The organism is Acidovorax sp. AC410 (assembly GCF_979253235.1).
The window spans coordinates 6,460,313-6,485,590 of sequence record NZ_CEEDCG010000001.1; the positions used below are offsets into that span (position 1 = coordinate 6,460,313).

Consider the following 25,278-nt stretch of genomic DNA (forward strand, 5'->3'; position numbering starts at 1 on the left):
CCCCATCCGGGGCTGCACTGCATTCCACCACCAAGAGGCGTCCACTTCAGGATCGCCCACCGGCTGCACGTACCCAGAGGGAAGCCACCACCATGAAAGCCTTGATCCTTGCGCTGCTGAGTGCAGCGACTGCCGTAGCGCATGCGCAAACGCTCGACGTCTTCGAGTCGCATGGCAACATGCACTACGCCATGGTGCCCACCGACAAGGCCCAGGACACGCAGTACCTGGAGCGGGCGGCCTACAAGTTCTGCCAGGACCAGAACAAGGGCAGCTGCCGCGTGAAGATCTGGTCCGACAGCCTGGACAAGCCCACGGGCCAGCCCCACCACACCCGGTACGACGAAAACCAGCTCGCTGAATACATGCGCGGCTACGGAGGCGCTACCGAGGGCATTCTCTTCAACTGCAAGATGGTGAAGAACGCCAGCCGCTGCTACCAGCGCTGAGCCTGCAAGGCAGACTCACCCTTGCCCCGGCGCATCGCGCCGGTTGGTGAAGCTGGCATTGCCCAGCCCCGTGCCCACGGTGAGGATGGCCCAGCGCTCCACATCGTTGGTGAAGGGCATCTCCGAGAGGCCCTGCACCACGGCATCGTTGTGCAGGCAGACCTGGGTGCGGCCATCGCCGATGGTCGGCAGGCGCTCGCACAGGTCGCGCGGGAGGTGAAAGCGCGTGCTCTCCCAGTTGCCCGGCAGGTTCTGCGTGCCACCGGCCAGCGAGCCGTCCTCCACGATCAGCCCGGGGCAGGCCACGCCGATGTAGGGCGCCAGGCGGATCTCCTTTTTCTGCGCGTAGGCGATCAAATCTTCGAGGATGGTGGCAATGCCTTCCACCAGCTCGTCGCGCCTAGGTTCGTCGTTGGCGTGGGCCCATTTCTCGCGGCGCACCACCTCGGCCAGGGACATATCGGGCGCCTTGTGCAGATGGGTTTGCACGATGCCGCAGCGCACGTTGGTGCCGCCGATGTCCACCGCCAGGATGGCGTCGTAGCTCTGCAGCAGCGCCGGCGGCGCCAGATGCACCCAGCCGATCAGCCCGCCCTCATCTGCATGGTGGTGCAGGGTGCGCAGCTCCACGGGCACCTTCTCGGCCTTGAGGATCTTGCCGGCACGCGCGATGGAGCGGCTGCCCACCTCGCTCTGGTGAAAGCCCCCGCCGATGATGATGCGCTCCACCCCTTTCCAGGACTTGTGCTTGAGAAAGCGCTGCACCACGTGCGCCAGCTGCAGCGCATAGTCTTCCGACGCGGCTGCTATGGCCTGGGCCGCAATGCCGTCCTTCTCGAGCATGGCATCGAGCTGGTGCTTGCTCAGCTCGCGCGTGGACTTGCGCCCCATGGGGTCCTTGCCGTCCATGGACGTGAAGAGCTTGCGCCAGGCGTCGAGCATGTGGCGAAACGCCGTGCGGCTGGCCACGTCGCCCACAAAGCCATCGCCATCGCGCAGCTCCAGGCTGTAGCCCTCGATCACGACCGACGCCAGGCGCATGTCGCCGTGCGGGCCGACGATGCCCAGCTCGCGCTGGGCCTTGGCGTCTCGTTCCTCCTGTGCCGCGCTGGGCTTGTCGGCCGTGGCTTTCTGGGCCTTGGTGTCCTGGTCTTTGTCCTTGGAAGCCATTCGTTCCCTCATGCAATGGGGCCCGCACGCGGGGCCGTGCCTGCATGGTGCCCCAGGCCGCGGGGCCATGGCGTCAGCCAACGCCTTGACATGCCCCCAGCACCTTCAGGTCTTTGCAACGCCGCTGAGCAAGGCCTTGGCGCGCAGTCCGGCCCACACGGCAAAGAACAGCGATGCGCCAAACACCCAGCCCGAAAGCGCCCCCGCCATGCCACCCGAGAGCAGCGTACCGATGGTGCAGCCCAGCCCGGTCATCGCGCCCCAACCCAGCAGCACGCCGCCCGAGAGGCCCCGCGCAGCATCGCGCCAGGTGGGCCAGCGCAGCGCGACCTGGCGGCTGGCCAGCGCGGCGATGAAGGCGCCCGCCACCAGCCCCGCGAGCAGCAGCGCATTGGGCGTGAACCAGGTGGACTGGGGCAGCGTGGCGCAACCGGCAAAGCCGTCGAGCCCGTCGAGCCGATCGGGGATCAAGCCCTGGCCTTGCGCCCACTGGCGCGCCGCGCTGCCCAGCGTGGCCGTCACGCCCAGGGGGCGCATGCGCACGATGGTCAGCGCGCCGATGAGCCCCAAGGCCAGGCCTCCCACCCAATAGTTCCAGCGCCCACGCCACAATCGCTGCCACACGGCACGCAGGCCAGGGACACCCGCCGCGCGCATGCCCTCGCCCACCGGCTCGCGCGCAAAGCCGCGCCACAACCAGGCCGCCAGCGCGGCCAGCACGGCCAATTGCGCGAGCAACGCACCGCCATAGCCCAGGTGTGCGGGCAGCCAGACCACGGGCGCATCGGCCACGCTCAGGCTGTACAGGCCGTTCCAGGTCTTGAACCCGAGGATGAAGCCCAGCGCCGAACCGAGCAGCGCGAACGGCGACACCGCAGAGCCCTCTGCCAACCGGTACCAGTGCGCGCTGATGCACGAGCCCGAGACCACCATGCCGGCACCGAACGACAGGCCGGCGGCCACCAGCACCCAGCTCACCGGGCCGATGTGGATGTCGGGCGGCAGCTTGCCCGGCTGCGGCACCGGCAACCAGCCGCCCAGCACCACGGTGGTGCCCACCAGGCCCACGGCCAGCGCCAGCACGATGGCCAGCAGCCCGCGCGGGTTGCCGTCCTCGAACCAGTCGCGTGCATGGCAGTAAAAGCAAAAACGCGAGCGCTGCAGCACCAGGCCCAGCACGGCACCGGTCACCAGGGCAAAGACCAGCGTGCGCCCGCCGGCCAGGCCCTCGATCCAGCGGGTGGAAAGGGCCAGCGCGGCCAGCAGGACCACGGCAGCGATGGGGGAAAGGAATGGGAATGGCGTGTTGCCTGTCGTTGTCGTCGTCATGTAGCACCGGAACGAAAAAAAGCCCGCACGAAGCGGGCTGTAAAGAGACCCCCTACCAAAAAACTCGGTACGCCTTATTTGGCGGCCCAGACCGTGCCGGCCGGGTTGTTGATAGGCACGCCCACGGCGTTGCCGTATTCGGTCCACGAGCCGTCGTAGTTCTTCACGCTGTAGCCCAGGATCTTGGACAGCGCGAACCAGGTGTGGCTGGAGCGCTCGCCGATGCGGCAGTAGGTGATGACCGGCTTGCTGCCGTCGATGCCCACGTTGGCATAGAGCTTCTTCAGGTCATCGGCCGACTTGAAGGTGCCGTCTTCCTTGACCGCCTGGCCCCAGGGCACATTCGCCGCACCGGGGATATGGCCGGCGCGGATGCTCAGCTCGGGCACGCCGGCAGGCGCAAAGATCTTGCCGGAGTATTCGTCGGCCGAGCGGATGTCCACCAGCTTGGCGTTGCTCTTGCCCTCGGCCGCGGCCAGGGTGTCGCTAAGGCGCGCGCGCAGCTGCGTGTTGACCTGCGTGACCTTGTAGTTGCTGGCCGTGAACTCGGGCACGCGGTTGTTCAGCGGCTGGTTCTCGGCCTCCCACTTCTTGCGGCCACCGTCGAGCAGCTTGACGTTCTTCACGCCGTAGATGTCGAACACCCAGGCGCCCCAGGCGGCAAACCAGTTGTTGGTGTCACCGTAGAGCACCACCGTGGTGTCGGGCGCCACGCCGGCCTTGGACAGCAGCGCTTCAAAGGCTTCCTTGCTGACGATGTCGCGGCGCACCTTGTCGTTCAGGTCCTGGTGCCAGGAGAAGTTGACGGCGCCGGGCACGTGGCTGCGTTCGTAGAGGCCCGGGTTCACGCTGACCTCGACAACGCGCACCTGGGTGTTATCGAGGTTCTGCGCCAGCCACTCGGTACTGACCAGCGGACCTGCCGGGATGGGCGTGGCAGCAAAGGCCACCGATGCGCCCAGTGCCATGCCGGCGCCCAGCACCCATGCACTCAGGCGGCGGCCCAGGGGCTGGGCGGGGTGGATCGTCGTCGTGTGCTGGAGCTGGCTCATGCGGGTCATCCTATGTGTCGGGTGGCCGGTGCTGCAACCATTGCGGCAACCGATGGACGGAATTTAGGGGCTGGGCGCCGCCAGCGGAACAAAGCAAAACGCGCTTGGTTATGCGAAAAAGGCGCGAGCATGACCGGATGGCTCGTACGGGATATGCCCGGTACATGCGCCGTTTTTGCCTCGGCAGACGGCCTATCGGCCCCATGTCGCATGTAGTAGCCGGCTAACACCCGCCGCACGCCCCGCAGTCCAACAATGGACTCCCCTGACCTTTGAGGAGACACAAGATGGCGGCGAAAAAGATACTCATGCTGTGCGGCGACTACTGCGAGGACTACGAGACCATGGTGCCCTTCCAGGCCCTGCTGGCCGTGGGCCACACGGTGCATGCCGTGTGCCCGGACAAGAAGGCCGGCGACCACATCAAGACGGCGATCCATGACTTCGAGGGTGCGCAGACCTACAGCGAGAAGCCGGGCCACAACTTCACACTCAACGCCACCTTCGCGGGCCTGGACGTGGCCAGCTACGATGCGCTGGTGATCCCCGGCGGCCGTGGCCCCGAGTACCTGCGCACCTACCCGGCCGTGGTGTCGGCGGTGAAGCATTTCTTCGACACCAACAAGCCAGTGGCCGCCGTGTGCCATGGCGCCCAGTTGCTGGCCGGTGCCGGCGTGCTCAAGGGACGCACCTGCTCCGCCTACCCGGCCTGCCGGGCCGAGGTGGAGATCGCGGGTGGCACGTACGCCGAGATCGCCATCGATGCCGCCGTGACCGAGGGCAATCTGGTGTCGGCGCCGGCATGGCCCGCGCACCCGGCCTGGATCGCGCAGTTCCTGGCGCTGCTGGGCACACGCATCAGTTTGTAAGCACCGTTTGACGCCAAGGCAACGGCCTCCGATGATGGTGGCCGTTTCTGAAAGGCCGGAACCATGTGCCAGGTATTCATCAGCGCCGACCCCACCCTGTACGAAAGCCGCGCCCGTTCGGTGCGGCTGCACGGGGTGGCCACCAGCATCCGGCTGGAAAACCTGTTCTGGCAGGTGCTCGGAGAGATCGCCCGGCGCGACGGCATGGGCGTGCCCCAGCTGTGCACCCGGCTGTACGATGAGCTGGTGGCCGAGCGCGGCGGGGTGGAGAACTTCGCTTCCTTCCTGCGCGTGTGCTGCGGCCGCTACATGGCGCTGCAGCTGTCGGGCGGCATACCGCAGGACGCGTCCATTCCCATCCGCAGCCTCAATGCCCAGCAGGTGCTGGCCACAGAGGGGCGGCGCACGGTGCTGGCGCAGGCAGCGTGAATCGGCCCGGCAGCAGTGCCCCTATAATCCGGCGCACTGCGGGTGTAGCTCAATGGCAGAGCTGTTGCTTCCCAAGCAACTGACGAGGGTTCGATTCCCTTCACCCGCTCCAGTTCTCCCGGACGTCCGTCTACCCACCCCCGGTTCTCATTCTTCGTGCCACGCCGCTAGCGTGCCGCGCCGAGGCGTGCCTGCGGCTGGGCGCGCAGGGCCGGCACAGGGTGAGCACCGCTGCTGCCCAGCTGGAACTGCGCCACGGCCCCGACCATTTGCTCGGCCTGGGTGCGCAGGCTGCTGGCGGCGGCTGCCATCTCCTCCACCAGGGCGGCGTTCTGCTGGGTGGCCTGGTCGAGCTGGGTAACGGCCTCGCCCACCTGGCCCACGCCGGCGGTCTGCTCGCTGCTGGCGGCGCTGATCTCGGCCACCATGCTGGCCACGCGCCCGATGGACTGGACCACCTCCTGCATGGTGGAGCCGGCCTGGTCGGCCAGCACCGAGCCCTGCTGCACCATGGTGCTGCTGGCAACGATCAACTCCTTGATGGCCTTGGCTTCGGCCGCAGTGCGCTGGGCCAGGTTGCGCACCTCGGCCGCCACCACGGCAAAGCCACGGCCCTGCTCGCCGGCGCGTGCCGCTTCCACGGCGGCGTTGAGGGCCAGGATGTTGGTCTGGAAGGCGATCCCGTCGATCACGCCGATGATGTCGGCGATCTTCTGGCTGCTGGTATTGATGCCGTGCATGGTGCTGACCACCTGGGACACCACCTTGCCGCCATCGGTTGCCACCTGGCTGGCCCGCACGGCCAACTGGTTGGCCTGGGCAGCGCCGTCCGCGTTGTGGCGGATGGTGGCACCCAGTTCCTCCATGCTGGCCGAGGTCTGCTCCAGCGAGCTGGCCTGGCTCTCGGTGCGGGCCGACAGGTCCTGGTTGCCCTGGGCGATCTGGGAACTGGCGGCCGATACGCTTTCGGCGCTGGCGCGCACCGTGCCCAGGCTCTCCAGCAAGCGCACACGAAAGCCTTCCATGGCCTGCGCCAGGGAGCCGATCTCATCGCGGGACTTGACTGCCACCGCATGCGTCAGGTCGCCTTGCGCCAGGTAGCCCAGGGCGGTGCTCAGTTGCTGCACCGGCGTGCCCACCAGGCGCCGCGTGGCGAGCACCAGCACCACGGCCAGCAGCACCAGCGCCACCAGCACGCCCAGCCACAGCCAGGTCAATGCGCTGCGTGCCTCGCCCGTGAGTTCCGACACAGGCGCTTCGGCGACGATGGCCCAGTTCCAGGGCTTGTAGCGCTCCACGGCGACAAAGCGGCGCGCCGTGGCTTCGCCAGAGGGGCGCGGTGACCAGGACACCTCGAAATCGCTGGCCTGCTCCGAGCGGGTGAGCGCCGCCAGCCAGGCTTTGCCCTCGTCGACCTTCTCGTCAACGACCAGTGCGGGGCCAGAGCCCCCCAGGCCGGCGATGCGACCCCGCGCCGGCCCCGAAGAAACATCGACCGCGTAAACGGCCCCCGTGTCGAATAGTTTGCGGCTGGCCATCAGCTCGCTCAGGCTGCCCAGGATGGGCGCGATGTCGGAGCCGATGAACAGGATGCCGATGGTGCGGTTGCCCTCGCGGATGGGCTCGTAGACGGTCATGTAGTCGCGGCCGAACAGGTTGGCGCGGCCAACGTAGGGCTTGCCTTCGGCCATGAGGGCATAGGCCGGGTGCTTGCGGTCCAGCAGGGTCTTGAAGGCGCGCTCGCCGTCCTGCTTCTTGAGCGAGGTCGTGACACGGATGAAATCGTCACCCGTGCGCGCAAAGATGGTGGCAACTGCACCCTTGGCATCTGCGGAAAAACGGTCCACCACCTCAAAGTCGCCATTGACCGGGACGCCCTGAAAGCTGAGCACGGCTTCGGGCTTGCCGTCCGCGCCCGGCTGCTCGGCCAGGCTGAAGGCACCCGGGAAATTGGCCTTGAGCAAGCCGAAGTCGCGCCGTGCCAGTTGCTGCGCCGACTCGTCCATGGTCTTCACCAAGGTGCTGACCTGGGATGCATATTGCCGCGCATCACCGCGCGATGCGGCGCCAAAACTGCTCCAGACCATGCTGCTCACCAGCGCCATGGTGGTCAGCAAGACGACCAGCAGGCTGGCCAGGGCCACGAAAGAGAGCTTGAAGGCAATGGACCGGGCGGCAAAGGATTTCATAGGAGCGCCTTGCGTGGTTGATTGAATCTGTCAATCGAATCTTGATCCGGGTCAATGTAAATCTTTGAAGCCCATGCCGCCAGTGCCTGGCCCAAAATGGGCAGCCGCAAGACCGTGGAACAACACCTATGACCCCCGAGACGCTTCTCGCCCACTACGACAGTGGCGCACTCTGGCCCGCCAGCGGCGCGGCATCCGCCAGCGGCGACGTGGCGGGCGCCTACCAGACGGCGCTGGCCGTGCGCGCCCTGCGCCAGGCCCGCGGCGAAGAACCCCGTGGCTACAAAATCGGCTTCACCAATCGCAATATCTGGGCCCACTACAACGTGTTCGGCCCGATCTGGGGCACGGTGTGGTCGACTACGCTGGCTTTTTGCGATGGGGATGGCAGCGTGTCGCTGGACCACTGCGCCCAGCCGCGCATCGAGCCCGAGGCAGTGTTCGGGCTCAGGGCCACACCCACGCCGGACGCGTCCCTGGACGATCTGTTTGGTGCCATCGACTGGGTGGCACCGGGCTTCGAGATCGTGCAGTCGCACCAGCCGGACTGGAAGTTCAATGCCGCGCAGACCGTGGCCGACAGCGCCCTGCATGCGCGGCTGCTGGTGGGCCCGCAGCGCCCGGTGCGCGAGTTCGCCAGCTCGGCGGCCGCACTGGACCAGCACTTGGCCGCCGCACGGGTAACGCTGCTGCGCGACGAGGAGTTGATGGAACAGGGCAAGGGCGCCAACGTGCTGGAAGGCCCGTTGAGTGCCCTGCACTACTTCCTGAAGGAACTGCGCGCCTGCCCCGGCGCGCCCGATTTGATGCCAGGCGATGTGGTCACCACCGGCACCTGGACCAATGCCTGGCCGGTGCAGGCAGGCCAACGCTGGAGCGCGGACTTCGACGCACCGCTGTCGCGGCTGTCGGTGACTTTTACCTGAGCACGACCGGTCAGCGCTTCGCGTACTGCTGCGCCCCGAACAGCACCTCGCGCGCTTGCGCATCGTGCGCGGGTTTGCGCAGGTCGGCCAGCACGGCGATGCCGCGCTGTACTGCGGGGCGGCTGCCTACGGCGGCAAACCAGCGTTCGAGGTGCGGGTGGTCCGACAAGGTGATGCCCTGCCTTTCCCAGTTGCGCAGCCAGGGCCATACCGCCATGTCGGCAATCGAATAATCCTCGCCTCCGAGCCAGGGGCTGGCGGCCAGCCGCCGCTCGATCACGCCGTAGAGCCGCTGCGCCTCGTTGGTGTAGCGGTCGATGGCATAGGGGATCTTCTCGGGGGCATAGAGCCTGAAATGGTGGTTCTGCCCGAGCATGGGGCCCACACCGCCCATCTGGAACATGAGCCACTGCAGCACCTCGTAGCGACCGCGGTCGTCGGCGGCGAGAAAGCGCCCGGTCTTGCCCGCCAGGTACAGCAGGATGGCGCCGGACTCGAACAGCGCGATGGGCTGCCCGTCCGGCCCCTCGGGATCCTGGATCGCTGGAATCTTGTTGTTCGGGCTGATGGCCAGGAACTCGGGGCGGAACTGTTCGCCCGCGCCGATGTTCACGGGATGTGCGCGGTAGGGCAGGCCGCACTCCTCCAGCAGGATGTGGACCTTGTGGCCGTTGGGCGTGGCCCAGGAATGGACGTCGATCATCGATCACTCCACCTTCACGTTGGCGTTCTTCACGCGTTCGAGCTGGGCCTTACCGGCATCGGCCGCCCAGGCGTTGAAGGCGGCCGGCGTGGCAAACGGCGCGGCCTCGTTGCCGGTGGCCAGCAGCTTCTCCCGCACCTGCGGATCGGCCAGCACCTTGCTGGATGCGGCGACCAGCCGGGCCTGCACATCCGGGGGCAGCTTCGCCGGGCCGAACAGCCCGAACCAGAACGAGAACTCGAAACCCGGCAGCCCCTGCGAATCGAGCGTAGGCACACCGGGCGCCACGGCGGAGGGCTGCTGCGTGGTCACGCCCAGCATCTTCACCACGCCCTGGCGGCCCAGGGGCAGCACCGAGGCTGCGGTACCAAACGACAGGTCCACCTCACCCGTGGCCACGGCCTGCAGCGCCGGTGCGCCGCCCTTGAACGGAATATGCACCATGGCGGCATCGATGGCCTTCTCGAAGCTCAGCGCCGCCAGGTGCGGCGAACCGCCGATGCCGGACGAGGCGTAGTTGAGCTGGCCCGGCCGCGCCCTGGCCGTGGCCACCAGGTCCTTGAGCTGCGTGATGCCGCTCTTGGGGCTGACCGCCAGCACCAGCGGCGAGACGGTGAGGCGGTTGATGGGCGTGAAATCCGCCGGGCTGTAGCGCACGTTGTACAGATGCTGGTCGATGCCGTAGAGCGTGCCCGTGGCCAGGCCGATGGTGTAGCCGTCGGCCGGGGCGCGCGAGAGCAGCGCGGAGGCCAGCGTGCTGCCCGCCCCGGGCTTGTTGTCCACGACGATGCCCTGCCCCAGCTCCTTGCCCATGGCCTCGGCCACGATGCGCGCGATGCCGTCGCCCGCGCCCGAGGGCGAGTAGCCCACGATGAGGCGGATGGGCTTGGCGGGGTAGTCGCTGGCCATGGCCGGGGCCGACAGGCCGAGCAGCAGGGCCGATGCGATGCAGTGCAGTTTCATGGCGGAGGTCTCCGGTGCCGGCCGTTCATCACTGGCCCGTGAATTGGGGTGGGCGCTTTTGCGCCCAGGCTGCCTGGCCCTCGCGCAGGTCCGCCGACTTGTAGGCGCGCAGGATGTCGGCGTTGAGTTCGTCCACGTCCAGCGTGCCCCGGGCCATGCGGTTCAGGTGGCGCTTCATGCCCACCAGGGCCAGCGGCGCCATGCTGGCGCAGTCGCGCGCAAGGCCAGCCACCTCCTCCTCCAGCTGCGCCGCCTCCACCAGCTGCGTGAGGTAGCCGATGCGCAGCATCTGCGCCGCGCCGATCTTGCGTGCCGTGAGGAACAGCAGCTTGGCATGGTCCAGCCCCAGCCGGCTCACATAGCGCTCCATGCCCGAGCGGTAGTAGTGCAGGCCCAGGCGCGCAGCAGGCATGAACATGTCGATGCCCTCGGCGCCCACGCGGAAGTCGCAAGCCAGTGCCAGGTCGGTGGCGCCACCGTAGACGCCGCCATGCAGCACGGCGATGGTCACGGGCCGCGCCATCTCCAGCGCATCGACCATGCCGGCAAAATCGATCTTGCGCGGCGCGCCGATGCTGGCGATGTCGTAGCCGCTGCAGAAGTACTTGCCGGTGCTGCGCAGTTGCAGCACCAGGATGTCGGGTCGCTGGTTGACCTCAACGATCAGAGCGGCCAGGTGTTCCAGATCATCGGCCGTGAGCCGGTTGGCCTGCTCGGGCCGGCGCAGCGTGATGGTGGCGACCGCGCCATCGGTGGTGAGTTCAGGAAGTGCGTTCATGGGTGATTTCATCGGCCTTGGAATTGGGGGGTGCGCTTGGCCAGGAAGGAGCGGCGGCCTTCCCGGTAGTCCTCGCTGTCAAAGCAGCGCAGCACCAGGGCGGCCACCGCATCTGCGCCCTCGGCTCCGTCGGCGTAGCGCTCGAACGCCTGCAGCGCCTGCTTGGCGGCATGCACGGTGAGCGGGGCGTTCGCCGCGATCTGCGCGGCATAGGCGGCCACACGCTCGCCAAGCAGTTCGGCATCGACCACGAAATTGACCAGGCCCACGCGCAGCGCCTCGTCGGCCTCCAGGAAGCGTGCGCTGAACAGAATGTCCTTGGCGGTGGATGGCCCCACCAGGCGCGCCAGGGCGGCCACGCCCCGGTAGTCATAGCCCAGGCCCAGCCGGGCTGCGGGGATGGCAAAGCGCGCGGAGGCCGCGGCGAAGCGCACGTCGGCGGCGAGCGCGATCGCCAAGCCCCCGCCCACGCAGTAGCCTTCGATCATGGCGACCAGCGGCTTGCTCAAGGCCGCCAACCCGGCATGGCCGCGCGCGGCGATGGCGTCGTAGGTCTGCTTCTGCTGCGCGTCGGCCCGGTGCTGCTCGAACTCCGAGATGTCGGCGCCCGAGACAAAGGCCTTCCCGCCGGCGCCCTTCATGACGACTGCGCGCACGGCCGGGTCGCGCTCGAAGGCCTCGGCGGCGATGCCCAGGCCTTGCCACATGTCCAGCGACATGGCGTTGCGCCGCTCGGGGTGGTTGAAGGTGATCCAGCCCACGCCGCCCTGCACCTCGGCCAGGATGCGCGGCGTTCCAAGGTCCAGGGCGCTCATGCCACCGCCCCCTCGCCACGCATGGCGGTGATCGACTCGTTGCTGTAGCCCAGCTCGCGCAGCACGTCGTCGGTGTGCTCGCCGGCATCGGGCGCGGCGCGGTGGAAGGCCTCGGCATGCGCGCAGGCCGACAGGTTGATGGGCGAGCGCAGCAGCTGCAGCGCGCCCATCTCGGCATGCAGCGCGGGGCGCGTCATGCGCAAGTGCCTGGCCTGCACATCCTCGAAGGCCTGGCCGATGTCGTACACCGGCCCACAGGGCACGCCGGCCTGGTTCAGGCGTTCCACGAGTTCGGCCACGCCGTACTGGCGGGTGATCGCACTGATGGCCTGCTCCAGCTCGCGCCGGTGGGCCAGGCGCGAGGGCTGGTCCTTGTAGCGCTCGTCCTGCGCGAGGTGCGGTGCCTGCAAAAAATCGCACAGCTTGGCCCACATGGCGGCACCCGGGCCGCAGATGTTGACCTGGCCATCGCGCGCCTCGAAGGTGCCCATGGGCACCAGCGTGGGGTGCGAATTGCCCTCCTGGCCCGGCACCTTGCCGTCCACCGTGTAGCGCGCGCCCTGGAAGTCGAGCTTGTTGAGCATGGCTTCGAGCAGCGAGGTGTGTACCCACTGGCCCTGGCCCGTGCGCTCGCGGTGCAGCAGCGCCAGCAGGATGCCCTGGCCCAGGAACATGCCGGCCGTGGTGTCCGAGATGGCGATGCCCGTGCGGTACGGGCCGCGCCCGGGCTCGCCGGTGACGGAGCTCAGCCCGCTCATGCCCTGCACGATCTGGTCGAGCCCCGGCCGCTCGGCATACGGGCCGGTCTGCCCAAAGCCCGAGATGCTGGCCAGGATGATGCGCGGGTTCACGGCGCACAGGGCCTCGTAGGTCAGGCCCAGGCGCTGCTTGACCGAGGAGCGGAAGTTCTCCACCACCACGTCGCTGCGCTCCACCAGTTGGCGCAGCACGCGCATGCCATCGGGGGTCTTGAGGTTCAGACTCAGGCTGCGCTTGTTGCGGTGCAGGTTCTGCTCGTCGGAGCCGCGGCGCGGCCCCAGCGTGGGCTTGCGGTCGGGCGGGTCGATGCGCACGACGTCGGCGCCCCAGTCGGCCAGCAGGCGCACGGCCACGGGGCCGGCGCGCGCGATGGTGAGGTCGAGCACGCGGTAGCCCGACAGCGGCAAGGTGGTGGGGGTGGCGTTGGCTTGCATGGGAAATGCGTTCCTCGACGACATCACTGCACCGCCGCCACGGCGTGGGGGTCCACGTACACCATCGACTGCTGCCCGATCTCCAGCACCAGGGACGGCGCTGCGTGGACCTTGAGCGGCGCGCCGCCCGCGCTGGGCTGCACCAGGTAGTGCCAGTACTCGCCCAGGTAGGTGCGGCCCACGACCGACACGGCACCCAGCGGCACGGCGCCATCGGGCCCGGCGCCCAGGTACAACGACTGCGGGCGGATGGAGGCCTGCAGGCTGGCGCGGTCGCCATCCTGTCCGGCCTGCAGGGGAATGCCATCGGGCAGGCCGTCGAGCCGCATGTGCCCGCCCTGCACCGCCCCCTGCACCAGGTTGGTCTTGCCGATGAAGCCCGCGACGAAGGGCGTCTGCGGGCGGTTGTAGAGGTTCCAGGGCGTGTCGATCTGCTCCAGGCGGCCCTGGTGCAGCACGGCGATGCGGTCGGAGATGGCCATGGCCTCGGTCTGGTCGTGCGTGACGTAGACCGTGGTGAAGCGGAACTCGTCGTGCAGGCGGCGGATCTCGGCGGCCATCTCTTCGCGCAGGTTGGCATCGAGGTTGGACAGCGGCTCGTCGAGCAGCAGCACCTCGGGCCGCACGATCATGGCCCGGGCCAGGGCCACGCGCTGCTGCTGGCCGCCCGACAGCTCGGCCGGGTAGCGCTGCGCGTAGGGGCCGAGCTTTACCACGTCGAGCATCTCCTTGACGCGCTGCGCGGTCTCGGCAGCGGGCGTCTTGCGCACCTGCAGGCCGAAGCCGACGTTCTCGGCCACGGTCATGTTGGGCCAGATGGCATAGCTCTGGAAGATCATGGACATGCCGCGGTGCTCGGGCGCCACCGAGCGGGTGGGCGACGATATCTCGCGCCCGTCCACCAGGATGGCGCCGGCGCTCGGTTCGATGAAGCCGGCGATCATGCGCAAGGTGGTGGTCTTGCCACAGCCCGAGGGGCCGAGCAAGGTGACGAGTTCGCCGCGCCGCAGTTGCAGCGAGACGCCATCAACCACGGACGCGCTGCCGTAGTTCTTGCGCAGGTCTTTGAGTTCGAGTTTGGACATATTTTTTGATTCCTCAGTTCATCAACCCCGGCGCAGCATGAAGTCGCGCCCCGCGAGCTTCATGCCGATGGCCACGACCACGGTGACGATCACCACCAGCACCACGCCCATGGCGGCCAGCGTCTCGTAGTTGCCCTGCTCGCTCAGGTCCAGCGTGAGCACCGAGACCACGCGCGAGCCCGGCCCGGTGAGGAAAACCGCCGTGGACAGCTCCTTGGTGCAGATCACGAACACGAGCACGAATGCACCCAGCAGCGTCTTCTTGAGCAGCGGCGCCACCACCCGCGTGAGCACGGTAATGCGGCTGCCGCCCAGGATGCGCACGGCCTCTTCCAGCTCGGGGTTGAGGGCGCGCACCCCCGCCGAGCTGGCCGCCACCGCGATGGGCAAAAAGCGCGTGGTGAAGGCGATCACGATCAGCACGCCCATGCCGTACAGCGAGAACGGCGGGCCGGCATACGCGGCATAGAGACCGATGGCCAGGATGAGCCCCGGCACGGCCACGGGGGCCAGCGCCAGGAACTGCACGAACACCGGGAACGGCGTGATGCGCCGCTGCGTGGCATAGGCGATGCAGATGCCCATGCCCACGCACACCAGTGCCGTGGCGCCCGAGTACAGCACCGTGTTGACGATGGCCGAGCGCACCGTGAGCTGCTCGAAGAAGATGCCGTAGAAGTTGTCCCAGGTAAGGTTGTCGAGCGCCAGGCCTTTGCCCCAGGCCTTGGACACCGACGCCAGGACGAGAATGGCCAGCGGCATCACCACCGAGAGCAGCGCCACCAGGCCCGAGTACGCCAGCAGCAGCCACCTCCACCCACCGATGTCGAAAGGCCGCCGCTCGCCGCCCTTGCCCGACACCGACACATAGCCGCGCCGCGCCAGCAGCCTGCGCTGCAGCATGAGCATGACGATGGTGAGCAGCAGGATGGGCATGGAGAACGCCGCTGCCTGCTCCACCTGCAGCGGGTACTGGAAGAAGGAGACGATCTGCGTGGTGGCCAGGTTGATGCGCGCGGGGATGGCGATCAGCGCGGGCGTGCCGTACAGGGCAATCGCCTCCAGAAAGATCAGGATGGCCGCGCCGATGATGGACGGCAGCACCAGGGGCAAGGTGACGCGCGCCATGGTCTGGAACTTGCCGGCCCCGTGGATGCTCGCGGCATCCTCCAGCTCGGTGGACACCAGGTCGAGGGCCGACTTGGTGAACACGTAGATCAGCGGGTAGGTATAGAGCGCGATGACGAAGGCCAGGCCCCAGAAGCTGAAGATGTTGAACGGCCCCTTCTGCAGCCCGGTGAGCTCGACGACCAGGCGGTTGAGCCAGCCGGCATTGGGGCCTGCGAGAAGGATCCAGGCAATCGCGCCGAGGAAGTTGGGCATGACGAACGCCGCCAGCACACTCAGGTGCGTGAATCCGCGGCCCGGCATGTTGGTGCGCGAGACGGCGAGCGCCAACGGCACGCCCAGGGCCAGCGCGATGGCCGTGACGGCCACCCCGAGGTACAGCGAGTTGAGCAGTGCCTGCAGATGGCGGCCGCGGCCCAGTGCCTGCACGTAGCTCTGCAGCGACCATTGGCCGTCTGCGGTGTGAAAGCTGTCCCACACCAGGCGCAGGATGGGGTTGGCCACCAGCAGCACCAGCACCACGATGAGGGCACCGAACAGCCAGACCGACGGATCGCCCAGGCGGCCGGCGGCACGGCGCACGGCGGGTGGATGGAGGACCATGGCGTCAGACACCGAAGGCCTCCCGCCAGGCGTCGATCACCTTGGGGATCTGCGCGACCATCTGCGGCGGCGTGGGCGCCAGCAGCGGATTGGCGTCGCCCAGGCCGATCACACCGGGCGCGGGCTTGGCGTTGGCGCGCAGCGGCACGCTGAACTCCTCGACCGAGATGCGTTCGGTGTCCTCGCTGCCCAGCATCCACTCCATGAACAGCCTGGAGGCATTAGGCCGGCGCGTGTTGGACAGGATGCCCGTGGGCGAAAGGATCAGCACCGGCCCTTCCTTGGGCGCCAGCGTGGCCACCGGGTTGCCCTTGGCTGCGGAGCGGGCGGCCAGGCTCATGGGCCCGGCGGAGACCGATGACTCGCCGGAAATCACCGCCGTCACCGCGTCGATGGTCGAGCGGCTGACGTGCGCCTTGTTGGCCGCCAGCTTCTTGAAGAAATCGTCGCCGTAGAGCTTGCGCATCTCGATGCACCAGGCGCCGGCCGCGCCGCTGTAGGCGGGGTGCGCCACCAGGGCAGCGCCGCTCCATTTCGGGTCGAGCAGGTCGGCCCAGCTTTTGGGGGCCGCGGCGGCCGAGACCTTCTGGGTGTTGTAGACCAGGCCCATCATGAAGCAGCTCGATGCGTGGAAGTAGCCGTCCGGGTCCATGTTCTGCACGCGCTTGTCCTGCCGGGCCACGGCGGCCGGCAGGAACTTGAGCAGCAGGTTGCGGCCCTTGAGGTCCACGTAGTGCGCCAGGTCCGTGGAGGTGAACACGTCGCAGTTGGGCGTGCCGGCCTTGAGGTCCTGGTTGAGCCGCTGGTAGGCCACCTGCGCCGTGGTGCGCACCACGTTCACCTTGATACCCGGGTAGCGGGCCGTGAAGGTGCGGCCCATCTTCTCGGCGACCTCGGAGGTCTGGGGCACCGTGTACCAGGTGAGTTCGCCCTCCTTGCGGGCGGCGTCGTGCAGGGCGCCCAGGCTCGCGGCCTGGGCGCGGACTATCGCGGGAAAGGCCAGTGCGCTGGCCGCCATCACACCGAACTCTCGTCTGCGCAAGAACATGGGTTGTCTCCTGATCGTTGGTGACCGATCGGTGTCGGCCTTTTTTCAGTATGCACAGAACATTTATAAAAATACACTAATGGTTTGTATGTATTTTTTAAGACCGATTCAAAAGCTCTAATGGCGCTGCCATGACAAAAAGCCCCTCCATCCATTTCCACCGCCACGGCGAGGCCGACGTGCTTGAAGCCGTGGAAGTCGACGTCCCCGCACCCGCCTCGGGCGAGGTCCAGGTCCGCCAGACGGCCATCGGCCTCAATTTCGCGGACATCTACCAGCGCCGCGGCGGCCACGGCCCGCACTCGGCCACGCCCTTCCCCATCACCCCCGGTGCCCAGGGAGCGGGCGTGGTGCAGGCGGTGGGCCCGGGGGGACCGCCTTCACGGCGGGCCAGCCAGTGGCCTGCCTGCACCCGGGCGCCTACCAGGTCACGCGCAACGTGCCGGCACACCGGGTGGTGGCGCTGCCGGACTGGATAGCCGAGGACATTGCGGGCGCCAACCTGCTGCGCGGCCTGACGGCCGAGTACCTGCTGCGCCGCCTGTACGTGGTGCGCCCCGGCGAGTCGGTGCTGGTGCATGCGGCCGCAGGCGGCATGGGGCTCATCCTGTCGCAATGGGCGCGCGCGCTGGGCGCCACGGTGATCGGCACCGTGGGTTCGGCCGCCAAGGCCGAGGTGGCGCTGGCGCATGGCTGCCACCACGTGATCGACTACCGCCGCGAGGACTTCGTGGCCCGCACGCTGGAGCTCACCGGCGGCGTGGGGGTGGGCGTGGTGTACGACGCGGTGGGCAAGGATGTGTTCCTGCCCTCGCTGCAGTGCCTGCGCCCGCGCGGGCTGGCGGTCAACTACGGCACGGCATCGGGCGATGTGGAGGCCTTCGACCTGCAGATCCTGCATGCGAAATCGCTCAGCGTGTGCCGCCCCACCCTGCGCAGCTTCGTGGCCGACCCGGCCGAGCTGCGCGCGTCGGCGCAGGCCTTCTTCGATGCCGTTCGCGACGGCCATGTGCGGCTGGGCATAGGCCAGCGGTACCCGCTGGCCGAGGTGCAGCGGGCGCATCGCGATCTCGAAAGCCGCGCCACCACCGGCGCACCCGTTCTCATCCCTTGAAGCATCGAAACACCATGAGACTCTTCCATGCCTGGCTGTCGAGCGCCTCGCGCCGCGTGCGCCTTTGCCTTGCCGAAAAAAACATTCCCTACGAGAGCGTGGCCGTGGACCTGAGCCGGCAGGAGCAGCACGCGCCCGAATTCCTGGCCATGAACCCGAATGGGGTGGTGCCGGCGCTCGAAATATCCCCCGGCCGCTTCCTGCACGAAAGCTCGACCCTCTGCGAGTACCTGGACGACATTGCCCCAGAGCCCCCGCTGCGCCCCGTCGATCCTTACGAATTGGCACAGATGCGCAACTTCGTGCGCTGGACCGACGAGAAGTCGCTGCCCCACCTGCTGATCCTGAACTGGAGCCTGATGCTGCAGTCCACCGCACAGCAGTGGAGCGACCAGGAGCTGCAGGACAAGCTGGCACGCATCCCGACCGCCGAGCGGCGCGAGGCCTGGGTGCGCATTGCCCGCAAGCCCTATACCGAGGAGGAAAAGGCCGAGGCCCTGCGCAAGCTGCTGCTGCTGGTGGACCGCATGGAAGGCATGCTGGCACCCTCTTCGCTGTGGCTGATGGGCGCAAATTACTCGCTGGCGGACATTGCCGCCGCGCCCTTCATCGCGCGCATTGCGGAGATCGAGCCCGCAGCGCTGGCCGAAGCGTCGCACCCGCGCGTGCATGGCTGGTGGCAGGCCATGCAGCAGCGCCCGGCGTTTGCCGCAGCGCGCCTGCAATTGTTTGGCGAGGTGCTGCAGGAGCGGCAACGCGGTATGGCCACCCCGAGCTGAGCCCGAGAGCGATGCGAGCGCCCGCGCATTATCATTCGGCCACTACGAACATGGCCACCACTACCACGACACCGCCCCGCGTCAACCTCAGCGACAAGATCCGCGAGGCCCTGGAGGAAGAGATCATCTCCGGCAAGCTGTATGCCGGCTGCAGCATCGACGAGCAGGAGCTGATGGAGCGCTTCGACGTGTCGCGCACCCCGGCGCGCGAAGCCATCCAGCAGCTGGCCACCGCCGGCCTGGTGGAGATGGTGCCGCGCCATGGCGCCGTGGTCGCCACGCTCTCGCTCACCGAGTACGTGGCCATGCTGGAGATGCTCACCGAGCTCGAAGGCCTGGCCGCGCGCCTGTCGGCACGGCGCATGCCGGCAGCCCTGCGCCGGGACCTGCAGGCCTCCTTTCGCGCCTGCGAGGAGGCAGCCGCCAAGGACGATTCCGTGGCCTATGAAGAGGCCAACCGCTGGTTCCACCAGACCATCTACGACGGCAGCCTCAACGAGGTGCTGGCGCGCCAGCTGCGCCAGATGCGCCTGCGCATGCGGCACCCGCAGCGCTCGCTGTTCGACCGGCCCAACCGCGTGCGCAACTCGCTGGCCGAGCACCAGGACATCATGAAGGCCATCCTCGACGGTGACGAGGACGCGGCCGACCGCCACATGGGCCGGCACATCTCGAGCGGCGGCAATGTCTACGTGGATGCAGTAGCCCGCGGCAGCGTGCCGCGCGGCTGATCAATCCAGTGTATTGAGCTGCAGCCGGCTGGCGAACTGCCGGCCTTCGCCCGTGAGCGGATCGGTGAATTCCAGCGAGCGTGCCAGCAGCTGCAGCGGGCGCGAATAGTCGCCCTCAGGCGGGTCGTTGACCACCGGGTAGAACGCATCGTTGCGCAGCGACAGGCCCAGCGCCGCCATGTGTACGCGCAGCTGGTGGCGCTTGCCGGTGATGGGCGACAGGCGGTACAGCGCCCAGTCGCCCCTCCTCTCCAATACTTCCATGTGGGTGTGGCTGTTGGGCTCGCCCGGCACCTCGTGCATGCGAAAGAACTGAGGGCTCTCTTCCATGCGGCTTCGGTGCTCGCGCGGAAAGGCGATGTCCGCGCGCCAGGGCGCCACGGCCTCGTAGTGCTTGGTGATGGTGCGGTCACGGAACAGCGCCTGGTAGGCGCCGCGCGTGCGCTGCTGCACCGAGAACAGCACCAGCCCGGCCGTGTCGCGGTCGATGCGGTGCAGGGGTGACAGTTCGGGCAGGCCCAGGCGGCGCTTGAGGCGCACCAACAGCGTGTGCTGCAGGTAGCGGCCCGAGGGCGTAACGGGCATGAAGTGCGGCTTGTCGGCCACCAGCAGGTGCTCGTCCTGGTAGAGCACGGTTTCGGTGAACGGCACCTCGGGCTCGTCTGCCAGGTGGCGGTAGTAGTACACGCGCAGCCCGCCTTCGAAGGGGCGTGCGGGTGCGACCGGGGCACCGCGCTCGTCCACCACGTCGCCAGCCAGCATGCGGGCCAGCCATTGGGCGCGGTCCACCGCAGGCAGGCGCTCGGCCAGGAAGTCGAGCATGCTGCCCTGCCCATGGGTGGGCAGCACCACGCAACTGGCGCCCACGCCGTCGCGCATGGGCGGGGCGAAAGGGTGGTGGGGGCTGTGCATGGTGGGCGATTCTAGAGGCCCCTTTCCCCCCTTTCCTCGCTATAGCCGCCAGCCTTCCCATGCCGTCCAGGCCGAGGCCAGCAGCAGCAAGGCGCCCACAGCCCGCGCCGTCCACACGCTGGCCTGCGGATTGCCCTGCAGGCTGCGCTGCGCCCGGGCCGCGCCCAGTGCCACCACGCCATAGACCCCGGCCTGGGTGGCGGCGATGATGAGCCCCATGACCACGGCCTGGGCCCAGATGGGGCCGTGCTCAGGCCGCAGGAACTGCGGGAACACGGCCAGCATGAAGACATAGGCCTTGGGGTTCATCAGGCAGGTGAGCACGGCCTTGCCGAAGGTGGCCGCCAGCGGCCGCCGGCGCGTATGCACCGCGCCATCGAAGGCCGAGTGGCTGCGCAGCAGCGCCACGCCCATCCAGGCCACATAGGCCGCGCCCGCCAGCAGCAGTGCGTTGAAGGCGGTGGGGAACAGCTTGAGCACCACCCCCACACCCAGCGCCCCCATGGCCGTGTGGCAGGCGCCCCCGGCCATGATGCCGGCCACCGCGCCCAGGCCGGCGCGGCGTCCGCCCACCAGCGAACTGGCCATGACGAAGGCCATGTCCAGCCCCGGCAGCGCCACCACGCCGAGCAGCACCACGAAGAACAGCCACAGGTGCGCCGTGTGCTGCAGCGCCAGAGAATCGATTGCCCATTCCATTGCCAAACCCTCCCATCCAGCCCCGGACTCGGAGCCGCCTGATGGCAATGTAAAAACGAATCAGGACACAATCGGCCCTGATTCGATAACACCATGGCCCCATGACCTCCCCCACCACCCGTGTGCTCAGCGTGCTGGAACTGCTCCAGGCGCGCGGCGCCATGAGCGGCACCGAACTGGCCCAGCGGCTGGAGGTGGATGGCCGCACGCTGCGCCGCTACATCCGCAAACTCGAAGACCTGGGCATACCGGTGGTGGCCGAGCGCGGGCGCTACGGCGCCTACCGGCTGATGCCAGGCTTCAAGTTGCCGCCCATGGTGTTCACCGACGACGAGGCGCTGGCCCTGTCGGTGGGCCTGCTGGCCGCGCGCCGCCTGGGTCTGGCCGAGGCCGCGCCGGCCGTGGAAAGCGCCCGCGCCAAGCTCGAGCGCGTGATGCCCGAGCCGCTGCGGCGCCGCATACGTGCCTTGGGCGACACGGTGCAACTGGACCTGGCGCACCCTGACACCCCCGCAGACAACCAGGCCTTGTTCACCCTGAGTGCAGCGGCCCATGCGCGCCAGCGCGTGCAACTGGCCTACCGCACGCCCCAGGGCGAGGTGAGCGAGCGCGCGTTCGACACCTACGGCCTGGCCTGGCGCGGCGGGCGCTGGTATGCCGTGGGGCACTGCCATCTGCGCGGCGGGCTGCGCTCGTTCCGGCTCGACCGCATGCAGGGCGTGCAGCCGCTGCCCGCATCGTTCGGCGTTCCCGAGGATTTCGATGCCGTGCGCCACCTGGCCCTGGGCGTGGCCTCACTGCCGCGCGCGTTCAGCGTGCAGGTGCTGCTGCACACCGACCTGGCCACGGCACGCGAAGAGCTGTTCGATGCCATCGGCCTGTTTGCGCCACAAGCAGGTGGCGTGCTGCTGCACAGCCAGGTCGACGACCTCGCCTGGTATGCGCGGCAGTTGGCACGCCTGTCCTTCGATTTTGAAGTGCTGCACCCGCCGGCCCTGCGCGATGCGCTGACCGAATGCGCCCATGCCTTGCTGCGCAAGGCTGCGGCTGGCAGCGCCGCGCCAGGGCTGTAGGACAAGGGCGGCAGTTGGTTGTGCAGGGGCCCTGGCAGCGCCGTTGCGGGCTAGCATCGCCCAACCGCACCCAACAGGCCGCTGGCCTGCAGCAAGTGTTCCGATCTTCGCGCTTTTGGATGACACCTGCCCCATGCCCGCCACGCCATCGACCGACATGCCCAGCCCGCCTCCGGCGGCCGGCCGCCCTGCACGCAAGCCTCTGCACCGGGCCGTGAAGTGGGCGCTCGTGCTCGCGGGCCTGCTCGTGGGCCTGGCCGTCCTCGCCGGTGTGGTGCTGTCGCTGATGGACTGGAACCGCTACAAACCCTGGGTTAACGAAAAGGTCAGCGAGGCCACGGACCGGCGCTTCGAGATCGAGGGCGATCTGTCGGCCGCCTGGCGCTGGCCGCAGCCGCTGGAAGAAGGCTGGCGCCGCTGGGTGCCTGGCGTGACGGTGAAGGCCGAGCGCCTGGTGATGGACAACCCGACCGGGTTCGAGCCGCCGTTCAGCGGTGATGGCAAGCAGAAAGGCAAGGCCAAGGGGAGCGACAAGGCACAAGACACCACCGCTGCCAGAGCCCCTGCCAGTGCTGCCTCGGCAAGATCGGCCCCGGCATCCACGCCGCCGACCAAGGCCACCCTGCCCGGCACCGCGACCATGGCCCGCATCGGCAGTGTCAGCGCTTCCGTCAGCCTGCTGCCGCTGCTCTCGCGCCACCTGGCCATCGACACCGTGGCTCTGACCGACCCGGAGATCGCCCTGGCCCGCACCAAGGACGGCAGCAACAACTGGACCTTCAAGCACAAGGACGAAGACGCCCCCAAGAGCCGCTGGACCTTCGACGTGGGCCGGCTGGTGGTCAACCAGGGGTTGCTGGCCTATGCCGATGCCCAGAAGGACGTGGACCTGCAGGCGCAGGTGAACACCACGGAGCCGGTTGATCCCTCGCAGGCTGGCAGCGCAGAGGCGGCCAAGGCATCCGTGCTGCCTGCGTCAGCCGCCGCATCCTCGGCCGAAGCCGCCGCCTCGCGCGATGTGGCGGCCAGCAAGGGTAGCGGGAGCAGCACGCCCGTGCCCTATGGTCTGCAATTCGAGCTGCAGGGCCGGATTGCCAAGGCACAGGTCCAGGGCAGCGGCCGCGCCGGCCAGGTGATCAGCCTGCGCGACAGGGTCGTCAACTACCCGCTGCAGATCGAAGCCACCGCAGGCAGTGCGGCGCTGTCGGCAGAAGGCATCCTGGCCAACCCCGGGGCACTGTCGGGCATGGACTTCGACGTGATGCTCAAGGCCGACAGCATGGCCGACCTGTACGAGGTGACCGGCCTGGTGCTGCCCAGCACGCCGCCGTTCGAAACGCGCGGGCGCCTGACCGGCAGCCTGGAGCCCGAGCGCGCCGTGTGGAGCTACAGCGACTTCCACGGCAAGGTGGGCCAGAGCGACCTGCAGGGCGACCTCAAGTACACATCGGGCAAGCCGCGGCCCAAGCTCACGGGCAGCATGAACTCGAACCAGCTGCGCCTGACCGACCTGGGCCCGGCCCTGGGCACCACGGCAAGCGACAACACCCACCGCGGTAAAGGCAAGGGCAATGACAAAGGCAAGGTGCTGCCGGACGCGAAGTTCGCCGCCGAGCGCTGGAGCGCCATGGACATGGACATCCAGTTCAAGGGCAAGAACATCATCCGCCCCGAAAGCCTGCCGCTCGAGAACCTGAGCATGCGTGCCGTGATGGACAACGCGCAGCTCAGGCTGGCGCCGCTGACCTTCGGCGTGGCCGAGGGCAAGATCGAATCAGAGGTGAGCATCGATGGCCGCACCCCGCCACTCAAGGCGCAGATCCGCGGCAAGGTGGAAGGGCTCAAGCTCTCGGCCCTGTTCCCCAAGGTGGAACTGATGAAGAAGAGCTTTGGCCGCATGGATGGTGCCGTGGCGCTGCAAAGCCAGGGCAACAGCGTGGCGGGCCTGTTGGGCAAGGGCACGGGCGAGGCGCGGCTGTATGTGCGCGAGGGAACGCTGAGCAAGCAGATGCTGGACCTGGCCTCCCTCAACGTGGGCAGCATCATCATGGGCAAGCTGTTCGGCGACGACAAGGAGGTACGCTTGCGCTGTGCGGTGGCCGACTTCACCGTGGTCGATGGCCTGGCCCAGACCCGCGTGGTGAAGATGAGCACCGACGATGCGGTGATCGAGGCAACCGGCACCATCGACCTGGGCACGGAAGAAATGAACATGCGCATCAAGCCCGAGTCGCTGGAGTGGAAGTTCTTCTCGCTGCGCACGCCGCTGTATGTCAAGGGCACCTTCGGCAACCCGAACGTCGGTGTGGAGCCCGGCCCGCTGCTGCTGCGTGCAGGCGCCGCCGTGATCGCTGCCGTGGCGGCACCGGTGGCCCTGGCCGTGATTCCCATCACCGTGCCCGCCGCCGATGACGACACCTACTGCAAGCCGCTGCTGGACCTGGCCAAGGAGCCCGTGAAGCCCGGCGCCCAGGGGGCAGCGGGCACCGCGTCCGAGCCGGCGCGGCGCGCGGCAAGCAAGCCGGGAGTTGCGCGCTGACGGCCAAAGGGGCATGGGTGCGGGAATAATTCCCCATCTCCTTTCCCGAGCGTTCCGCGCCCTCCCTGCATGAAAATTCTGAAAACCATGGGTCTGGTCTTGCTGGCCCTGCTGGCCCTGCTGGCCATTGGCCTTGTCGTGCCCGAACGCGTGAAGATCCCTGTGGCCGGAGCCACGGCGAGGGACTGGAATGCACAGTCGTTCTGGTTCGAGCCCTGGGGCACCTCGGGCGTTCACAAGGGCATCGACATCTTCGGCAAGACGGGCACGCCGGTGCTCAGCACCACAGACGGCCTGGTACTGTTCACGGGCGAGATCGCCAAGGGCGGCAAGGTGGTGCTGGTGCTGGGACCGCGCTGGCGCCTGCATTACTTCGCGCACCTGGACCGCATCAGCACCCATGCGCTGGCGCCGGTGACCTCGGGCAGCCCCATCGGCACCGTGGGGGCTAGCGGCAATGCCCAGGGCAAGCCACCGCACCTGCACTATTCCATCGTGCGGCTGCTGCCTGCGCCATGGAAGATCGATGGGGAGACCCAGGGTTACAAGAAGGCCTTCTTCATGGACCCAGGCGCTTATCTGAAAGGGCAGTAGCGGTAACGCTCATACGGATTTGCATTTGATCGTATAGCTAGTGTCCCGAGTTAGAAATTCGTTGAATAAATCTGCCGACAATCCCCGCCATGCGTCGTTGCAAATGCT

23 protein-coding genes, 1 tRNA gene and 1 pseudogene are annotated in these 25,278 nt (G+C 68.0%); 11 read left to right on the forward strand and 14 right to left on the reverse strand.

What is annotated here, in order from left to right; genetic code table 11:
* Positions 1 to 92 precede the first annotated feature (92 nt).
* Positions 93 to 449 carry a hypothetical protein gene (locus AC0IZS_RS30035; RefSeq protein WP_082604297.1) on the forward strand — a complete coding sequence of 119 codons (357 nt, stop codon included), beginning with the start codon at positions 93 to 95 and terminating at the stop codon, positions 447 to 449.
* A gap of 15 nt (positions 450 to 464) precedes the next feature.
* Here AC0IZS_RS30035 and AC0IZS_RS30040 read toward each other — a convergent pair whose 3' ends face one another.
* The 3 genes from AC0IZS_RS30040 to AC0IZS_RS30050 all read right to left on the reverse strand — a co-directional run bounded on the left by AC0IZS_RS30040 (position 465) and on the right by AC0IZS_RS30050 (position 3,916).
* Positions 465 to 1,619, reverse strand: a complete 1,155-nt coding sequence (locus tag AC0IZS_RS30040) for an ROK family protein (protein WP_471639017.1) — start codon at positions 1,617 to 1,619, stop codon at positions 465 to 467.
* A 105-nt stretch (positions 1,620 to 1,724) separates the two neighbouring features.
* Entirely contained in the window at positions 1,725 to 2,948 is a 1,224-nt protein-coding gene (locus tag AC0IZS_RS30045) for a YeeE/YedE family protein (protein ID WP_471639018.1), read from the reverse strand.
* A gap of 74 nt (positions 2,949 to 3,022) precedes the next feature.
* Positions 3,023 to 3,916 carry a sulfurtransferase gene (locus AC0IZS_RS30050; protein ID WP_471639603.1) on the reverse strand — a complete coding sequence of 298 codons (894 nt, stop codon included), beginning with the start codon at positions 3,914 to 3,916 and terminating at the stop codon, positions 3,023 to 3,025.
* Positions 3,917 to 4,287: 371 nt separating this feature from the next.
* On the opposite strand from AC0IZS_RS30050, the gene AC0IZS_RS30055 reads away from it, so the two are divergent.
* The 3 genes from AC0IZS_RS30055 (at position 4,288) to AC0IZS_RS30065 (ending at position 5,410) form a co-directional block, all read left to right on the forward strand.
* Positions 4,288 to 4,869 carry a DJ-1/PfpI family protein gene (locus AC0IZS_RS30055; protein WP_007857818.1) on the forward strand — a complete coding sequence of 194 codons (582 nt, stop codon included), beginning with the start codon at positions 4,288 to 4,290 and terminating at the stop codon, positions 4,867 to 4,869.
* Between the two features lie 63 nt (positions 4,870 to 4,932).
* Positions 4,933 to 5,298, forward strand: coding sequence for a ribbon-helix-helix domain-containing protein (locus AC0IZS_RS30060; RefSeq protein WP_428000149.1), 366 nt, complete (start codon positions 4,933 to 4,935; stop codon positions 5,296 to 5,298).
* A gap of 38 nt (positions 5,299 to 5,336) precedes the next feature.
* Positions 5,337 to 5,410: transfer RNA gene (locus tag AC0IZS_RS30065), tRNA-Gly, on the forward strand.
* A gap of 55 nt (positions 5,411 to 5,465) precedes the next feature.
* On the opposite strand, the gene AC0IZS_RS30070 is transcribed toward AC0IZS_RS30065, so the two are convergent.
* Complete coding sequence (locus AC0IZS_RS30070) at positions 5,466 to 7,487, reverse strand: Cache 3/Cache 2 fusion domain-containing protein (RefSeq protein WP_471639019.1); 2,022 nt, start codon at positions 7,485 to 7,487, stop codon at positions 5,466 to 5,468.
* A 128-nt stretch (positions 7,488 to 7,615) separates the two neighbouring features.
* On the opposite strand from AC0IZS_RS30070, the gene AC0IZS_RS30075 reads away from it, so the two are divergent.
* Positions 7,616 to 8,413: a 2-keto-4-pentenoate hydratase gene (locus AC0IZS_RS30075; protein WP_471639020.1), complete on the forward strand. Its 798-nt coding sequence runs from the start codon at positions 7,616 to 7,618 to the stop codon at positions 8,411 to 8,413.
* Positions 8,414 to 8,423: 10 nt separating this feature from the next.
* On the opposite strand, the gene AC0IZS_RS30080 is transcribed toward AC0IZS_RS30075, so the two are convergent.
* The 8 genes from AC0IZS_RS30080 to AC0IZS_RS30115 are packed head-to-tail and all read right to left on the reverse strand — an operon-like array spanning position 8,424 to position 16,729.
* Entirely contained in the window at positions 8,424 to 9,116 is a 693-nt protein-coding gene (locus tag AC0IZS_RS30080) for a glutathione S-transferase N-terminal domain-containing protein (RefSeq protein ID WP_471639021.1), read from the reverse strand.
* Between the two features lie 3 nt (positions 9,117 to 9,119).
* Positions 9,120 to 10,079 carry a Bug family tripartite tricarboxylate transporter substrate binding protein gene (locus tag AC0IZS_RS30085; protein WP_471639022.1) on the reverse strand — a complete coding sequence of 320 codons (960 nt, stop codon included), beginning with the start codon at positions 10,077 to 10,079 and terminating at the stop codon, positions 9,120 to 9,122.
* 28 nt (positions 10,080 to 10,107) lie between these two features.
* Complete coding sequence (locus AC0IZS_RS30090) at positions 10,108 to 10,857, reverse strand: enoyl-CoA hydratase/isomerase family protein (RefSeq protein ID WP_471639023.1); 750 nt, start codon at positions 10,855 to 10,857, stop codon at positions 10,108 to 10,110.
* An 8-nt stretch (positions 10,858 to 10,865) separates the two neighbouring features.
* Positions 10,866 to 11,672, reverse strand: coding sequence for an enoyl-CoA hydratase (locus AC0IZS_RS30095; RefSeq protein WP_471639024.1), 807 nt, complete (start codon positions 11,670 to 11,672; stop codon positions 10,866 to 10,868).
* Complete coding sequence (locus tag AC0IZS_RS30100; protein WP_471639025.1) at positions 11,669 to 12,865, reverse strand: CaiB/BaiF CoA transferase family protein; 1,197 nt, start codon at positions 12,863 to 12,865, stop codon at positions 11,669 to 11,671. Before AC0IZS_RS30100 ends, AC0IZS_RS30095 begins: the two co-directional genes overlap by 4 nt.
* A gap of 23 nt (positions 12,866 to 12,888) precedes the next feature.
* The gene (locus AC0IZS_RS30105) at positions 12,889 to 13,950 is read right to left on the reverse strand and encodes an ABC transporter ATP-binding protein (protein ID WP_436178978.1); all 1,062 of its coding nucleotides are present in this window, start codon (positions 13,948 to 13,950) and stop codon (positions 12,889 to 12,891) included.
* A gap of 21 nt (positions 13,951 to 13,971) precedes the next feature.
* A complete protein-coding gene (locus tag AC0IZS_RS30110) occupies positions 13,972 to 15,681 on the reverse strand; it encodes an ABC transporter permease (protein ID WP_471639026.1) in 1,710 nt (569 codons plus the stop codon).
* 4 nt (positions 15,682 to 15,685) lie between these two features.
* Positions 15,686 to 16,729: an ABC transporter substrate-binding protein gene (locus AC0IZS_RS30115; protein WP_471639027.1), complete on the reverse strand. Its 1,044-nt coding sequence runs from the start codon at positions 16,727 to 16,729 to the stop codon at positions 15,686 to 15,688.
* Positions 16,730 to 16,860: 131 nt separating this feature from the next.
* Between AC0IZS_RS30115 and AC0IZS_RS30120 the strand changes: the two are divergent.
* From AC0IZS_RS30120 to AC0IZS_RS30130, 3 genes and pseudogenes are all read left to right on the forward strand, one after another.
* Positions 16,861 to 17,843 (forward strand): annotated as a pseudogene (locus AC0IZS_RS30120) (quinone oxidoreductase family protein).
* Between the two features lie 14 nt (positions 17,844 to 17,857).
* Positions 17,858 to 18,622, forward strand: coding sequence for a glutathione S-transferase family protein (locus AC0IZS_RS30125; RefSeq protein ID WP_471639028.1), 765 nt, complete (start codon positions 17,858 to 17,860; stop codon positions 18,620 to 18,622).
* Between the two features lie 50 nt (positions 18,623 to 18,672).
* Positions 18,673 to 19,353: a GntR family transcriptional regulator gene (locus AC0IZS_RS30130; RefSeq protein WP_471639029.1), complete on the forward strand. Its 681-nt coding sequence runs from the start codon at positions 18,673 to 18,675 to the stop codon at positions 19,351 to 19,353.
* Here AC0IZS_RS30130 and AC0IZS_RS30135 read toward each other — a convergent pair whose 3' ends face one another.
* Both AC0IZS_RS30135 and AC0IZS_RS30140 read right to left on the reverse strand, forming a co-directional pair.
* Positions 19,354 to 20,265 carry an RluA family pseudouridine synthase gene (locus AC0IZS_RS30135; RefSeq protein ID WP_471639030.1) on the reverse strand — a complete coding sequence of 304 codons (912 nt, stop codon included), beginning with the start codon at positions 20,263 to 20,265 and terminating at the stop codon, positions 19,354 to 19,356.
* Positions 20,266 to 20,304: 39 nt separating this feature from the next.
* The gene (locus AC0IZS_RS30140; RefSeq protein WP_471639031.1) at positions 20,305 to 20,964 is read right to left on the reverse strand and encodes a LysE family translocator; all 660 of its coding nucleotides are present in this window, start codon (positions 20,962 to 20,964) and stop codon (positions 20,305 to 20,307) included.
* Between the two features lie 101 nt (positions 20,965 to 21,065).
* Here AC0IZS_RS30140 and AC0IZS_RS30145 point away from each other — a divergent pair, with 101 nt between their 5' ends.
* The 3 genes from AC0IZS_RS30145 to AC0IZS_RS30155 all read left to right on the forward strand — a co-directional run bounded on the left by AC0IZS_RS30145 (position 21,066) and on the right by AC0IZS_RS30155 (position 25,170).
* Positions 21,066 to 22,037 carry a helix-turn-helix transcriptional regulator gene (locus AC0IZS_RS30145; RefSeq protein WP_471639032.1) on the forward strand — a complete coding sequence of 324 codons (972 nt, stop codon included), beginning with the start codon at positions 21,066 to 21,068 and terminating at the stop codon, positions 22,035 to 22,037.
* 133 nt (positions 22,038 to 22,170) lie between these two features.
* Positions 22,171 to 24,576: an AsmA family protein gene (locus tag AC0IZS_RS30150; protein WP_471639033.1), complete on the forward strand. Its 2,406-nt coding sequence runs from the start codon at positions 22,171 to 22,173 to the stop codon at positions 24,574 to 24,576.
* 69 nt (positions 24,577 to 24,645) lie between these two features.
* Positions 24,646 to 25,170, forward strand: coding sequence for a M23 family metallopeptidase (locus tag AC0IZS_RS30155; RefSeq protein ID WP_471639034.1), 525 nt, complete (start codon positions 24,646 to 24,648; stop codon positions 25,168 to 25,170).
* Positions 25,171 to 25,278: the final 108 nt, after the last annotated feature.

Excerpts from the sequence above, each read along its gene's own strand:
- AC0IZS_RS30035 (WP_082604297.1), top strand. The coding sequence starts at position 93 with ATGAAAGCCTTGATCCTTGCGCTGCTGAGTGCAGCGACTGCCGTAGCG.
- AC0IZS_RS30040 (WP_471639017.1), bottom strand. The coding sequence starts at position 1,619 with ATGGCTTCCAAGGACAAAGACCAGGACACCAAGGCCCAGAAAGCCACG.
- AC0IZS_RS30045 (WP_471639018.1), bottom strand. The coding sequence starts at position 2,948 with ATGACGACGACAACGACAGGCAACACGCCATTCCCATTCCTTTCCCCC.
- AC0IZS_RS30050 (WP_471639603.1), bottom strand. The coding sequence starts at position 3,916 with ATGGCACTGGGCGCATCGGTGGCCTTTGCTGCCACGCCCATCCCGGCA.
- AC0IZS_RS30055 (WP_007857818.1), top strand. The coding sequence starts at position 4,288 with ATGGCGGCGAAAAAGATACTCATGCTGTGCGGCGACTACTGCGAGGAC.
- AC0IZS_RS30060 (WP_428000149.1), top strand. The coding sequence starts at position 4,933 with ATGTGCCAGGTATTCATCAGCGCCGACCCCACCCTGTACGAAAGCCGC.
- AC0IZS_RS30070 (WP_471639019.1), bottom strand. The coding sequence starts at position 7,487 with ATGAAATCCTTTGCCGCCCGGTCCATTGCCTTCAAGCTCTCTTTCGTG.
- AC0IZS_RS30075 (WP_471639020.1), top strand. The coding sequence starts at position 7,616 with ATGACCCCCGAGACGCTTCTCGCCCACTACGACAGTGGCGCACTCTGG.
- AC0IZS_RS30080 (WP_471639021.1), bottom strand. The coding sequence starts at position 9,116 with ATGATCGACGTCCATTCCTGGGCCACGCCCAACGGCCACAAGGTCCAC.
- AC0IZS_RS30085 (WP_471639022.1), bottom strand. The coding sequence starts at position 10,079 with ATGAAACTGCACTGCATCGCATCGGCCCTGCTGCTCGGCCTGTCGGCC.
- AC0IZS_RS30090 (WP_471639023.1), bottom strand. The coding sequence starts at position 10,857 with ATGAACGCACTTCCTGAACTCACCACCGATGGCGCGGTCGCCACCATC.
- AC0IZS_RS30095 (WP_471639024.1), bottom strand. The coding sequence starts at position 11,672 with ATGAGCGCCCTGGACCTTGGAACGCCGCGCATCCTGGCCGAGGTGCAG.
- AC0IZS_RS30100 (WP_471639025.1), bottom strand. The coding sequence starts at position 12,865 with ATGCAAGCCAACGCCACCCCCACCACCTTGCCGCTGTCGGGCTACCGC.
- AC0IZS_RS30105 (WP_436178978.1), bottom strand. The coding sequence starts at position 13,950 with ATGTCCAAACTCGAACTCAAAGACCTGCGCAAGAACTACGGCAGCGCG.
- AC0IZS_RS30110 (WP_471639026.1), bottom strand. The coding sequence starts at position 15,681 with ATGGTCCTCCATCCACCCGCCGTGCGCCGTGCCGCCGGCCGCCTGGGC.
- AC0IZS_RS30115 (WP_471639027.1), bottom strand. The coding sequence starts at position 16,729 with ATGTTCTTGCGCAGACGAGAGTTCGGTGTGATGGCGGCCAGCGCACTG.
- AC0IZS_RS30125 (WP_471639028.1), top strand. The coding sequence starts at position 17,858 with ATGAGACTCTTCCATGCCTGGCTGTCGAGCGCCTCGCGCCGCGTGCGC.
- AC0IZS_RS30130 (WP_471639029.1), top strand. The coding sequence starts at position 18,673 with ATGGCCACCACTACCACGACACCGCCCCGCGTCAACCTCAGCGACAAG.
- AC0IZS_RS30135 (WP_471639030.1), bottom strand. The coding sequence starts at position 20,265 with ATGCACAGCCCCCACCACCCTTTCGCCCCGCCCATGCGCGACGGCGTG.
- AC0IZS_RS30140 (WP_471639031.1), bottom strand. The coding sequence starts at position 20,964 with ATGGAATGGGCAATCGATTCTCTGGCGCTGCAGCACACGGCGCACCTG.
- AC0IZS_RS30145 (WP_471639032.1), top strand. The coding sequence starts at position 21,066 with ATGACCTCCCCCACCACCCGTGTGCTCAGCGTGCTGGAACTGCTCCAG.
- AC0IZS_RS30150 (WP_471639033.1), top strand. The coding sequence starts at position 22,171 with ATGCCCGCCACGCCATCGACCGACATGCCCAGCCCGCCTCCGGCGGCC.
- AC0IZS_RS30155 (WP_471639034.1), top strand. The coding sequence starts at position 24,646 with ATGAAAATTCTGAAAACCATGGGTCTGGTCTTGCTGGCCCTGCTGGCC.